The 12,286-nt window shown below is 40.4% G+C and carries 11 protein-coding genes, 1 pseudogene, 1 riboswitch and 1 other annotated feature; of the genes and pseudogenes, 3 read left to right on the top strand and 9 right to left on the bottom strand.

Going from position 1 to position 12,286, the window contains the following annotated elements; genetic code table 11:
- Positions 1–324: 324 nt before the first annotated feature.
- A complete protein-coding gene (locus EEJ45_RS17150) occupies positions 325–1,194 on the bottom strand; it encodes a YihY/virulence factor BrkB family protein (protein WP_124565979.1) in 870 nt (289 codons plus the stop codon).
- A 13-nt stretch (positions 1,195–1,207) separates the two neighbouring features.
- Entirely contained in the window at positions 1,208–1,762 is a 555-nt protein-coding gene (locus EEJ45_RS17145; protein ID WP_246000013.1) for a hypothetical protein, read from the bottom strand.
- Positions 1,763–2,247: 485 nt separating this feature from the next.
- Between EEJ45_RS17145 and EEJ45_RS17140 the strand changes: the two genes are divergently transcribed.
- Positions 2,248–2,472, top strand: a complete 225-nt coding sequence (locus tag EEJ45_RS17140; RefSeq protein ID WP_124565978.1) for a DUF1128 domain-containing protein — start codon at positions 2,248–2,250, stop codon at positions 2,470–2,472.
- A 171-nt stretch (positions 2,473–2,643) separates the two neighbouring features.
- Positions 2,644–2,743, top strand: a riboswitch (TPP riboswitch).
- A 69-nt stretch (positions 2,744–2,812) separates the two neighbouring features.
- Positions 2,813–3,391, top strand: a complete 579-nt coding sequence (gene thiT / locus EEJ45_RS17135) for an energy-coupled thiamine transporter ThiT (RefSeq protein WP_124565977.1) — start codon at positions 2,813–2,815, stop codon at positions 3,389–3,391.
- A gap of 147 nt (positions 3,392–3,538) precedes the next feature.
- On the opposite strand, the pseudogene EEJ45_RS17130 reads toward thiT, so the two are convergent.
- The 5 genes and pseudogenes from EEJ45_RS17130 to proS form a co-directional block, all read right to left on the bottom strand.
- Positions 3,539–3,812 (bottom strand): annotated as a pseudogene (locus EEJ45_RS17130) (hypothetical protein); the annotation flags it as partial.
- Positions 3,813–3,846: 34 nt separating this feature from the next.
- Positions 3,847–4,107 carry a DUF4176 domain-containing protein gene (locus EEJ45_RS17125; protein WP_124565976.1) on the bottom strand — a complete coding sequence of 87 codons (261 nt, stop codon included), beginning with the start codon at positions 4,105–4,107 and terminating at the stop codon, positions 3,847–3,849.
- Positions 4,108–4,151: 44 nt separating this feature from the next.
- Positions 4,152–4,970, bottom strand: coding sequence for a hypothetical protein (locus EEJ45_RS17120; protein ID WP_124565975.1), 819 nt, complete (start codon positions 4,968–4,970; stop codon positions 4,152–4,154).
- A 391-nt stretch (positions 4,971–5,361) separates the two neighbouring features.
- The gene (locus tag EEJ45_RS17115) at positions 5,362–6,024 is read right to left on the bottom strand and encodes a WXG100 family type VII secretion target (RefSeq protein ID WP_124565974.1); all 663 of its coding nucleotides are present in this window, start codon (positions 6,022–6,024) and stop codon (positions 5,362–5,364) included.
- Between the two features lie 238 nt (positions 6,025–6,262).
- Complete coding sequence (gene proS, locus EEJ45_RS17110) at positions 6,263–7,690, bottom strand: proline--tRNA ligase (protein ID WP_124565973.1); 1,428 nt, start codon at positions 7,688–7,690, stop codon at positions 6,263–6,265.
- Positions 7,691–7,752: 62 nt separating this feature from the next.
- Positions 7,753–7,973, bottom strand: a binding site (T-box leader).
- Between the two features lie 250 nt (positions 7,974–8,223).
- Between proS and EEJ45_RS17105 the strand changes: the two genes are divergently transcribed.
- Positions 8,224–9,465 carry an MFS transporter gene (locus tag EEJ45_RS17105; protein ID WP_380018176.1) on the top strand — a complete coding sequence of 414 codons (1,242 nt, stop codon included), beginning with the start codon at positions 8,224–8,226 and terminating at the stop codon, positions 9,463–9,465.
- 241 nt (positions 9,466–9,706) lie between these two features.
- On the opposite strand, the gene EEJ45_RS17100 is transcribed toward EEJ45_RS17105, so the two are convergent.
- Both EEJ45_RS17100 and EEJ45_RS17095 read right to left on the bottom strand, forming a co-directional pair.
- Complete coding sequence (locus tag EEJ45_RS17100) at positions 9,707–10,903, bottom strand: MFS transporter (RefSeq protein WP_124565971.1); 1,197 nt, start codon at positions 10,901–10,903, stop codon at positions 9,707–9,709.
- A gap of 59 nt (positions 10,904–10,962) precedes the next feature.
- On the bottom strand, positions 10,963–11,559 hold the full coding sequence (locus tag EEJ45_RS17095; protein ID WP_124565970.1) for a TetR/AcrR family transcriptional regulator: 597 nt from the start codon (positions 11,557–11,559) through the stop codon (positions 10,963–10,965).
- Positions 11,560–12,286: the final 727 nt, after the last annotated feature.

The raw sequence follows: 12,286 nt of genomic DNA, 5'->3' as shown, positions 1-12,286 counted from the left end.
GAATCTTTCCCTTTTAAGTAATCTTGAACGACCTCTAGTTTAGTTTCTAACGTATATTTGGTCATAGAAAAACTGCACCTCCGATTGTTAGACGTGTCTAACAATCGGGGTGCAGTTCAGAATCCCCGTGCTTTTTTATGTGCATGTTGCTTTTTCTTATTAATGATAGTCGTTGTGACCATTTGCACTGCTGCTTGTTTTATGCTTTGGCTGCGAGCTACTGCGTTGTTTACGTTGGTTTTTATCGTTGTTGTTATTACCATGTTTACCTTTTGTCATGATGTAATTCCTCCTCAAGTGAAGTAGTTACATATGTAGTATGGCTTATTTCGTCACCAGATTATTACGGGAATCTTTTCCGTTTGTGCGATAGCAATGCAACAATGCGTTGATTTCACCGCCAATTAAAATGACCCAAGCTGTTAAATAAAACCAAAGCATTAAAATAATAATTCCACCGAGACCGCCGTATGTATTGGCATAATTTCCAAATAAATCAACATATAAGGCAAACAAATATGAAACACTTACCCAACCGACAGAAGCGAATAGAGCACCGGACATTACCTCATTGCGCCGAACGTGGAGATTGGGTGCGAATTTGTATAAAAATGAGAACGTTATAAATAAAACTAAAAAACTAAGTACGAGGCGAACTAGGCTCCATACCATTAAAAAACTTTCAGATAAGCCTAATATATCGAATATGGTCTTGCCAATTACCTTACCAAATACAGGTAGTAACAGCGCAAATACAATGATAAAGACCATAGCAAGCGTTAATACAATGGACAAGGCTCTTGTCATAAAGAAAGAGCGCGTTTCTTTTATATCGTATGCACGGTTAAAAGCCTTCATAATGGCATTAATGCCATTAGATGCAGACCAAAGCGCCGCTAGCAAACCAAAAGACAACAAACCACCATTTGCTTTGTTCAATACTTTATTAATGTTTTCATTAATCAGCTTCATCGCATCAGGTGGCGCATACTGGGCCAATAGCCCGAGAACATCTTTTTCTTCAAGAGGTAAATAGCCAATAATTGTAATAAGGAATACAAGTGCCGGAAATAATGAAAGCAGAAAAAAATAGGCGAGCTGAGAAGCCAAGCCCGCCAAGTCATCACTTTTGGTCCGCTTATATAGATCCCGGAGAAACATGCTCATGTTGCTTACTATCTTGTTGAATATCATATGTTTCACCTACTTATACGGATTGCTTTGTTTCCTTCTTCTCTTCTGCTTCATTTTGCGCTACAACCAATGTTTCATTCTTTAGTTCTGCGCTTTTCTCAAGCATAATCTCTTCTGTTTCCTCTTCGGGAATCTGTAGCATCAGCTCACGTGCTTCTTCCATACCAGCATTTTCCTCTACTACTGATTCGGATTTAATTTCAATTCCTTCTGTTATCTCTCGCTTTTCACGTAACGTACGCTTTTTTTCAGTAAAAATATCACGTGTTTCTTTTAGCGTTTCTACTACAATTGGTGTTAACTTCTGTAATTCATTTACCTTTTCTTTTACCATACCTAAAGCCGCCACACCTTTTCCATTTTCGCTCACAGCTTGTACTGTCTCTTTCACACGGGCTTTCAGTGGAGCTGGATTTTGACGAATTTCATCAACCTTCGTCTTCACGTTACGTACATTTTGTGCGACCTTTTCACGATTGCTTTTTTTCAGCATGGTAACAGCTGCACCAACAGCTACTCCAATTGCAATATTACGCACTACATTGTTTTTCTTCACGTTTTTCTCCATTTCCTTTCACCCTTTCAATTGAATATTTGCTATTATAGCTGACATATACAAGTTGCGTACGGTACAAGTGCTTTATACAACAGTTTTCACATGTTATATGCATTGTACTTATACAGCTAATTTGTATTACATTTCTCTTTGACACGTATGTAATCCTTCATACTTGTCTATCTTTTGCATAAAATTTTTTACAAATTCATGCAAACTTCACATTCTATGTACCGCCGCTTTACAACTCATATATCAGTACAAATAGAGGACCTTAAGAAGAACAATTCTCTTTGTGACCATATTAGTGCTGACCGCAACTACACAAAGTCCGCTAACCTTCATATCTCGATGCATCGTTGTGTTTAGTATAGCCTACAATACGTTACCTAGCACAATAAATAAAAGACTTTAAAGAGGTTGCAATAATTCTTTAATTAATGTTACAAAAAAGATGATAAGATAAGGGTATGTCATATTTGTGAGGAGCGATTAAGATGGATTTATCTACAGTATCAAGAGAAAATATTGAACACATGGTTGAAGCGATTAAGGAAAAGCTACGCATGGTAAATGCAGGCGCTGTTCGCGCCGAAAATTTTAATACCGATATGTATGAAGAGCTTCGTGATATTTATGAACACGTCATGAAGCGTGAAACATTCAGCATCAGTGAAATGCAAGCTATTACAGAAGAGCTGGGAACACTAATTAAAAAATAAGCTGTGTTAAGTCTAATATTGATCATTTGTACTTGTTGAGGGGAGTGAAATGGGTGAGACTCCTGCGGGAAGCGAACCCCCGTAACGGAAATCAACAACAAACTTTAACAGAGCAAAAAAAAATTGAAAAAATCTAATGTTTTCTGTATAGTTAAGAAGAAAATTCATAATGTAATCCACAAGGGGAGCCTTCGGCTGAGAGTGAACAGTTTGTTCTGACCCTTTGAACCTGTTAGTTCGTACTAGCGTAGGGATGTGGCTAAAATGAGGCAATATAGGGCTCGTCTTAGACATCCTGTATTGCCTTTTTGTGTTCCTTTGGATTACAAAAGAGGGGGAAATGGTTTTGAAACGTACACAAATGTTGATCGAGATTGCAATGGCGTCCGCGCTGGCTATCGTATTAGACATTGTACCATTTTTATCATTTAAGCTTTGGGCGCAAGGTGGTTCTATTTCATTCGCAATGATTCCAATTTTTCTTATCGCCTTTCGCTGGGGTTGGAAAGCAGGTCTCTTAAATGGTCTTGTTTTCGCTTTGCTACAACTTATCATTGAGCCAATGGTCGTACATCCTGTACAAGGTTTAATTGATTATGGTTTGGCATTCCCTGCAATCGGATTGGCTGGTTTATTTGCAAACAGTCTCAAAAATGCCGTAGTGAGAGGAAACCGTGCAGGCATTTGGTCATCTATGATTGCGGGTGTATTGTTAGGAAGTCTTTTACGCTTCTTATGTCATTTCACAGCAGGCATCGTATTTTTTGGTGCATATGCACCGAAGGATCAGCCAGTCGCTTTATATTCATTGCTGTACAACGGCTCCTACATGCTTCCTGCCGCAATTCTTTCAATTATATTGCTAGGTGCCCTATTCTCAAGTGCACCTATCCTGGCACGCACACGAAGTCATGTTTAAACGAAGCTTCGCTGTAGCAAGGCAAACATAAAAGCACAACGCAAATAGCGTTGTGCTTTTATTTCATTTATAGCGCTTCAACTGTGTGCGGTAATGGATGCGTATTGACAATCTTTGTTCCTGCTTCTATTGCTTTTTCTAACTAAGCGTCTGCATTCCTTCTAACGGTCTCATACGTGCCACTTCATCTATACTTTTCACACCGCCCAATACATCGACTGTATGCCAAAATGGCAATGCGATAACGCGGCGCAATCCGACTTCCCTTTGTAGACCGAAACACCATTTGCCGAACGGCAGAAGCCAGTGCCTCCGTTACAACATCTATTCTTCGTTTTTGTTCGCCGCCGGCTTCCATCAGTTGGTTCATTGAGGCGCTCACATCTAACAAATAAATAATATAGGCAGGTGTTTGCTGCATCGTTTGAATACGATACTCCACCCTATTTCTCCTCCTAAACAAGCTGCTCCATTTTTGTTACGTATATCTTTTCATCCTCATCCTTATATCCCATAAATATCACTGCGGCAATATCTCCATGATTGAATACATATGTATAATCTGGATTCAAGTATCCTTCCGGATATAAGCATCCAACGTAATCATATATGTTTTGATTTGATGCTAGCTTTTGCTTACGACCATAAATCATCAGCTTTTTTGTGCCCTGCTTTAACAATACGACTGAACCAATTGGTAGTAGTGTTTGTTCCATATCTAATCACCTAAGTCCTTTATTTCTTCAATTGCTTACTGTTTTTATATCATGTGGGCAGCAGGCTTTTTCGCACGAGTAATAGTATCATCCATCTCTTTCAAGAATTGAGATAAACTTACCGAACGAATCTCCACAAGCTCTTCAAATTGTCTCTCTACACGTCTTGCGACCCAATTCGTTTGTTCTGTGCACAATACATACAAACTATTAATACGAAATTCATGTTCCATATGATAAAAAGATGAGATGCACCCTCGATATGCATACTCTTTTATAGAATGCGCAAGCACTTTTGCCACTTTTGCAGGTACATCCTTCGCTTTTAACGTTTTTTCAATTTGCTGTAAACTATAATAGTGCCGCTCCTCTAATAAATCCGTAAACGTATCTAAAGGTAACGTAATAATACCTTCATACACAATCGGTTTTTCTTCCGGCAGCATCGCTTGTACAATTTCTCGCCACGTTTGTGCTGGATTTCCTCTTTCCTGTAACAAATAAGAAAGCTGATCATCATTTTCTGACACACGACTTTCAATGACCTTGCGTGCATTTAAATAAAAATACCTTTCCTCTTCTTGTCCCTCTTTGTCTGACTGTATCCATAATGTCATGTTTGTTTGGGTACAAATTTTCACATACTCTAACAGCTCAGGCATGATATCTATGTCATTGTTTTTATATACGATATATCCTTTATGAACGAGCGACTTGGCGGCACGCTTCATTTCTGTCTCAATCTCTTCCAGCCAATATCCAGTAAAAGGATCAGGCACTCCAATTAAGGCATTGCATTTAAACAGACTCGCAAGAAAAAAGAATTCTTCGTTCGTCAGCGCGATCCCTTTTTTTATACTCATTGCAACAATCTCCTTTTATTACACACTCTTTTCGGTAAGGTACATAATCTTCTTAATATGAATATGTCGTTTTTCTCATTTCTTCTACATGCCAATAAAACATATATTATATTCCTCTATTAAGAACTTTTTCCGAAGGTTTGTTACGTACTTGATACGTAATATTTCGCGATTCATATTATACTTCAGAATTATTACACAAACACGCAAACTCATTAAAAAATAAAAGAGAGACTAATTAGTCTCTCTTTTATTTTACAACATTTTCAATCCTATGTTTAGAGGAACACTTAACTTATTTTACACAATACGACACATTGCATATTATTTTTAAACTCTGTTAAAGGAAATCTCCTAAGCGCTCCGCACCTACAGAATTTCCGTTTGAAATTTAGCTGATTTTTAAAAACTGTTGCAACCTTTCTTTAACAAGCTCCATTTCTTCTAAATCCTGTTCGCCTCCAAAATCAATACCTGCAAATAATGAACCTGTTCCAAGTGAAACGCCTGCACCTATATGACTGACAGCTGTATCAGTCAATTCTGCGACTGCATAAGATTCACCTGTAACAGCTTGCCCTACCTCGTTATATCCGCTTGCTTGACTGATATGTGCGGCAAACAAATCTCCATGAACTGCAGTAGTGTCTTGTAATTCATTAATAATAGAACTCCCTAAACTGAATAAAGACGGATTGCTTACTTTAATACCCCGCACATTTTGTAATTTACTAAATGCAATTGTAGAAGCAAAGCTTGCTGCCATGTTACCGAACGAGATGGAACGACCAACTTCTTCATCTGTATGCCGAAAATCCAGCGCCTTTTTCTGTAAAAAGACACCCTGCTCTTCTAAGGTTTGCACCAGCATACGCGATATACGATGCCACTCGGCTAACTTACGTTCCATTTGTGCCTTTTGCGAACTCTCCCACGTTGCCTGCTGAATGGAACGTGTTAAAATCTCCGTGATTCGTTGAAAGTCTCTTGCTGTATCCCGCAATGTACGGCTCGCATCCTCAAGTCGTTGCGGGTTGACCAATATGCGCCCCAATTCGTTCTCCCCTATCATAGCTCTCTATCTTTTTCACGTACTTATGATAGCCTATATTATACATTACAAAAATTGTATTTCACAATATGTTTGTGACGAAAAGATGAAAAGATACAAAACCTAGACTTTTTAGACGGAAGAGAAGAACGGGCCTTGTGTTGTTGCAGTTGGGGCTTATGATTCGCTCGTGCTTTGTTAAACCATTTGCAAAGGACGAATCGTTCTTCTCAGATTTCACTTAGTATGCTTTTCCCCAATAGACCATGTGCTTTGCTTCTTTTTGGCAGCAGACGCATGATGTGGTGTGCTGCACTTGTTCAAATGGGATGCATCTTGACGTTACGCCCAATTCTTCTTTTAAGCGTTCTTCACATGCTAATTCACCGCACCACATCGCTTGGATAAAGCCTTGCTTTTCATCTGCGATCTTCTGCATGTCTTCCATAGAATGAGCGACGTATGTTTTTTCATCACGCGCAGCCTTTGCACGAGCAAACATCGATTCGTGAATATCTTGAAGGAGCTCGGTAATGCGCGTCTCTAGTGCATCCAGTGTTACAATTTCCTTTTGCTTCGTGTCGCGGCGAACGAGGACTGCTTGATTGTTTTCAATGTCTTTTGGGCCGATTTCGACACGAATTGGAATACCCTTCATTTCATACTCATTAAACTTCCAGCCAGGCGATTTGTTGCCAGCATCCATTTTCACGCGTGCCACCTTAGCGATTCGCTCCTGTAGCGTTGCTGCTTTTTCGAGTACCCCTTCTTTATGCTGGGCAATTGGTATAATGATAACCTGTGTAGGTGCAATTTTTGGTGGTAAAACTAAGCCGTTATTATCACCGTGCACCATGATTATCGCACCGATTGTGCGTGTTGTCATACCCCAAGAGGTTTGATGTGCATGCTCCCATCTGCCGTTTTTGTTTAAATATTTAATATCAAACGCTTCGGTAAAATTGGTTCCAAAATTATGAGATGTAGCTGTTTGTAGTGCTTTCCCATCGTGCATCAAGCTTTCAATGGTATAAGTTGCTTTAGCACCAGCAAACTTTTCTTTCTCTGTTTTTTGTCCTTTTATAACTGGGATTGCCAAATATTCCTCACAAAACCATGCATATAGATTTAAAATATCAATTGTTTCCGCATGTGACTCTTCAGCCGTCGCATGAACAGTATGACCTTCCTGCCATAGAAATTCTGTGGTACGAAGAAATGGACGTGTTGTTTTTTCCCAGCGTACAACTGAGCACCATTGATTATACAGCTTTGGTAAATCATTATAGGACTGCACAATCTTAGAAAAGTGCTCACAAAATAATGTTTCCGATGTTGGTCGCACACAAAGGCGCTCCGCAAGCTTTTCTTCTCCGCCATGTGTCACCCAGGCTACTTCAGGCGCAAAGCCTTCCACATGATCTTTCTCCTTTTGGAGCAAGCTCTCTGGAATAAACATTGGCATATACACATTTTCATGTCCCTTTTCCTTTAGGCGTTCATCCATGACGCGCTGAATATTCTCCCAAATTGCATACCCATACGGACGCAAAATCATACAACCCTTTACACTTGAATAATCGACGAGCTCTGCCTTTTTCACAATATCTGTATACCACTGGGCAAAGTCTTCTTCCATAGATGTGATTTCTTTTACCTGATCTTTCATCCTCTGAAACCTCCTTAATATTTTATCTAGACTTTTGGGAATACAAAAAAGCCCGATCCCGTAATAGGGACCGAGCTTGTGTCGGCGGTACCACCCTGATTTATATAAATCACTATATACCCTCAAGTCAGATAACGGTCTTATCCCGCTGCAGCCTACTATTATTTCAGTGCAGGACTCCAAGGCTGGTTCAACGCATCCTTTTTGAGAATCTTTCAGCCGCAGAATTCTCTCTCTGCTAAAAAGGGGTCTTGCGTTTACTATTCCTCTTCACTGTCTGTTTGCTGTAATTTTCACTCATTTTACAATAATTATAACCGAGATACAAGGAAAAAAACATTTTCTAAAAGATATTTCTGCTAAGTAAAATATACGTTAAGTTTTTTCCACTTTTTCTGAAATGATATAAAAATGCTGTAAAATAAGTAGTATAGTTTATTTTTATAAATATTCAGATAAAAAACTTACGCTGCTATACAATAAACTAAAGGAGGGGAATGCTAGTGAAACTAACAAAACAGGAAAAAAGCTGGATGTTTTATGATTGGGCGAACTCTGCTTACTCTTTAGCCATTACAACAACGATTTTGCCTTTATATTTTAAGATGGTCGCAGAGGATGCGGGAATGAAAGCTTCTACCTCTACCGCATTTTGGGGCTACGCCAATTCGTTTGCAACTTTTTTAATTGCCCTAATGGCTCCTGTCCTCGGTACAATTGCCGATTATAAGGGGCTCAAGCATCGATTTTTTAGCTTTTTCTTCGGACTCGGTGTTGTATTCACCGCTGCACTTGCCCTTGTACCGAGCGATCAGTGGATGTGGCTCTTATTCATTTATACACTCACCGCAATCGGCTTTTCCGGGGCCAATGTGTTTTACGATGCCTACCTTGTAGACGTAACGTCCGAGGAGCGGATGGATAAAATTTCGGCCAACGGCTTTGCGATTGGCTACATCGGCAGTACCATTCCATTTTTACTCTCTATGGCCCTTATTTTTCTCTCGCAAAATGGTACATTACCATTATCATTTGCAGCAGCATGTCAGCTCTCCTTTGTCATCACCGCTATTTGGTGGGGCTTATTTACCATTCCAATGCTTCGCAATGTAAAACAGATTTACTATATTGAAAGAGAACCCAATGTTATTCAAAACAGCTTTAAGCGTCTATTTGATACCTTTCGCAATATCAAGCAGCATAAAGTTTTATTTATGTTTCTATTAGCCTATTTTTTCTACATTGATGGCGTCAGCACCATCATTAAAATGGCATCTACGTACGGAGCTGACTTAGGAATTAGTGCAACTACTTTATTAGTAATCCTGCTAATTACCCAAATTGTTGCCTTCCCTTTTGCTTGGCTATACGGTCGTCTCGCTGCGAGATTTTCTGGTAAAACGATGCTGTATGTAGCAATTGGGGTTTATACGATACTATGCATTTATGCCTATTTTGTCACAACAACTCTTGATTTCTGGATTTTGGCGCTTCTTGTCGGCACATCACAAGGCGGTATTCAAGCGCTGAGCCGCTCCTACTTCGCTAAGCTGGTTCCCAAGGAAAAATCAAATGAATTTTTCGGATTCTACAATATCTTTGGGCGCTTCGCCGCTGTAATGGGTCCTTTACTAACAGGCGTTGTCACGCAGCTAACTGGCAGCACCAATGCTGGTGTATTAAGCGTAGTCGTGCTGTTTATCATCGGATTTGTACTCCTGATTCGTGTACCACAAACAGATCAGCATACCAATTCAAATTCATTACCACTATAACAGAAGGGGATATCTCCCCTTTTGTTATTCTTGTAGCTGCTCCACCGTATTAGAAATAATCAACAAGCCTCTCAAAACAATACTACTCTAGCACGCATATCTCTTAGGCCCTGACCGCAACCATACATTGCCCGTTCTTCTTTCCCATCCAAAAAAGAATGTCGTTTTTTCTAGTTGTACTTATATACACTTAGAAATCATATTTTGCATACTTAAGCTTTGTAAAGATAAGATGTTTGTATTAGTTCCCTCTCTCTTCACGTTCGACTGCAATCCCCATAATTGGCCCGGTGGAAATCACGATGCATACTGCAGAGATGACGAAAACAGTAAATAAAGAAGTTGCCTCCATTAGTACACCAGCAAAAGCAGACCCAAGTAGCATTGTGCCCATAAATATAGGTGTAATAATGCCATTTACGCGGCCAATCATGTGCTCCTCTACGAGCTGAATCATAAGTGTACCGATTACAATATTTACACCTGCTAGAAAAGCACCGCTTAAAAAGCGCATTGTCAGTGTGAGCCAAAAAGAAGTTGAAAGTACTTCTACTATACTGGCCACTGCCAAAAACAATATGCCCCCAAGCAAGATCGTTTTCTGGTTTGTTCGTTGTATACTCGCAAGTAATCCACCACCAACTAACAAACCAACTCCCGCTGCGGCCGAGAGGTATTGTACAGCCTCCTTATTGAGCTGTAGCCTCTCTGTAACAAGAAATACCTCAAGCGGCTGAATCAACCCCACACCAAGTCCTACAAAAGCAAATGAAATTGACATGTACCGTAAGCTTTTAGCTGTATATACATACTTCCAGCCTGCCTTTATATCAGCAAGTAACCCTTGTGCAATGATTTCTTCATCTCGTTGCCATTTTGGTAATCTTGTCAAAAGTAGCGCCGATAGCAAGAACAGCACGGTTAGGCTGTATAAAGAGGTCATTACACCGAGCTTTGTATATACGAGTGTGCCGATGACTGGGCCCGCGATGAGAAAAATTGCCTGTAAACTCTGTGTAATAGCAATTGCGGCAGAAATGTGGGCATCTTCCACATTTCGTTTAAACATTTTAGCTCCTGAAGGCTGCGCAAATTGACTGACCACCGCTGAAATAAATGCAGCAGCAAATAATGATTGCCACAGTCCAGCTTGAATGAGCAAGATAATACCAGCGATAGACGCGGCACTTAACAAGTCACCAACAATCATGGTGCGTTTCGGATTCCAGCGATCTGCAAGTGCACCGCCAATAAACGAAAAGATAAAGATTGGCGCATATTCTAGCACTGTTAATAATGAGATAGCGACCGGGTCATTATTGGTTTGCTCCATGATAAAAAAGAGCAGTGCCATATTCCGAATCCAAATAGCTAGCTGCTGCAGCAAATCCGATCCCACAATAATTCGAAAGGTTTGATTGCGCCATAATTCTTTCATACGTCTCCTCCTTATATACCGACTGTTCGGTCTAATTTTGTATAGCAAAAGACCGTATGTTAGTCTCTTGCAGCAATCCCTGTTAGTAGTAAATCAATGCTTCTTTTATACAAACGTTTCACTTGTTCAGCCTCTAACTCGAAATACAATGTGCCAAGACCACTTAATGTTCCTTGCAAAATATACATAACATCCTCAGGTCGGTCGTTTTTAAATTCCCCGCGCTCCATGCCCTCTATAATAAGTTCTTTATACATGTCATGTGATGCACGGTTCCACATAAGCATGTCATGTAACGTATCCTGACTAACTGCTTGACTCATAATAAACTCATCCATTACTTTCATGAGTGGGTTCTCAAAGTCTTCTGCAAAGTGCTCAGCAAGCGCATATAACTTCTCCGTACTGGTCGCAATTTTTGCTTCTTTTTCCGCCCATGCTAGCATCCAATCCTGTATATGCATCTTCACTAAAAATAAAAATAGCTCATCTTTACTTTTGAAATAGTAGTAAATACTTCCCTTACTACGACCTGTAACTCCGCAAATGTCTTCCATAGAAGTTGCTGCATATCCTTTACTCGCAAACAACTCCTTAGTTTGTAATGCAATCTCTCGCTTTACTTGTTCTCCATCTTTTCTGCGTTTCTGTTCCATAGCATCTCCTTTTAAACCGACCATTCAGTCTAATTCTAAAATATATCTTAAAGAAGCGCAAGTACCAGCATCCTACTTGCTAATCAAACGTTTGTTTAGTTCAAATCCCCTGCATTCTCAGTGCTTCTACCTGTTCAATCAAACGTTTGTTTAGCTAGAATTCTCCACTCCTCCAACACTTTTAGCGTAAGCTCTTACTCAAACCAGACCTATAAAAAGAGGTGCACCGCTAACTCTTTTCGCGGTACACAAGAGATCGTTTATCCCAAGCTAGGTGTACCGCTAGCCCCTCTTGCGGTACACCTAACCTCGCTTTTCCCACCTTACGTGCTCCGCTAGACCTTCTCGCGGTACACCTAACCTCGCTTTTCCCACCTTACGTGCTCCGCTAGACCCTCTTGCGGTACACCTAACCTCGCTTTCCTCATCTTACGTGCTCCGCTAGACCCTCTTGCGGTACACCTAACCTCGCTTTCCTCATCTTACGTGCTCCACTAGACCTTCTCGCGGTACACCTGGTTCCGTTTTTCCCACCTTACGTGCTCCGCTAGACCTTCTCGCGGTACACCTAACCTCGCTTTTCCCACCTTACGTGCTCCGCTAGACCTTCTTGCGGTACACCTAACCTCGCTTTTCCCACCTTACGTGCTCCGCTAGACCCTCTTGCGGTACACCTAACCTCGCTTTTCCCACCTTACGTGCTCCGCTAGACCCTCTTGCGGTACAC

This window comes from Ectobacillus antri (genome assembly GCF_003852715.1).
Classification (GTDB): Bacteria; Bacillota; Bacilli; order Bacillales; family Bacillaceae_G; genus Ectobacillus; species Ectobacillus antri.
The sequence above is the reverse complement of the archived record's forward strand: the minus strand, read 5'-3'. Positions and strand labels throughout refer to the sequence as shown.

Bases quoted from the DNA above. Each gene is read 5' to 3' on its own strand.
- EEJ45_RS17150 (WP_124565979.1), bottom strand. From the start codon at position 1,194: ATGATATTCAACAAGATAGTAAGCAACATGAGCATGTTTCTCCGGGAT.
- EEJ45_RS17145 (WP_246000013.1), bottom strand. From the start codon at position 1,762: ATGGAGAAAAACGTGAAGAAAAACAATGTAGTGCGTAATATTGCAATT.
- EEJ45_RS17140 (WP_124565978.1), top strand. From the start codon at position 2,248: ATGGATTTATCTACAGTATCAAGAGAAAATATTGAACACATGGTTGAA.
- thiT (WP_124565977.1), top strand. From the start codon at position 2,813: ATGGTTTTGAAACGTACACAAATGTTGATCGAGATTGCAATGGCGTCC.
- EEJ45_RS17125 (WP_124565976.1), bottom strand. From the start codon at position 4,107: ATGGAACAAACACTACTACCAATTGGTTCAGTCGTATTGTTAAAGCAG.
- EEJ45_RS17120 (WP_124565975.1), bottom strand. From the start codon at position 4,970: ATGAGTATAAAAAAAGGGATCGCGCTGACGAACGAAGAATTCTTTTTT.
- proS (WP_124565973.1), bottom strand. From the start codon at position 7,690: ATGAAAGATCAGGTAAAAGAAATCACATCTATGGAAGAAGACTTTGCC.
- EEJ45_RS17105 (WP_380018176.1), top strand. From the start codon at position 8,224: ATGTTTTATGATTGGGCGAACTCTGCTTACTCTTTAGCCATTACAACA.
- EEJ45_RS17100 (WP_124565971.1), bottom strand. From the start codon at position 10,903: ATGAAAGAATTATGGCGCAATCAAACCTTTCGAATTATTGTGGGATCG.
- EEJ45_RS17095 (WP_124565970.1), bottom strand. From the start codon at position 11,559: ATGGAACAGAAACGCAGAAAAGATGGAGAACAAGTAAAGCGAGAGATT.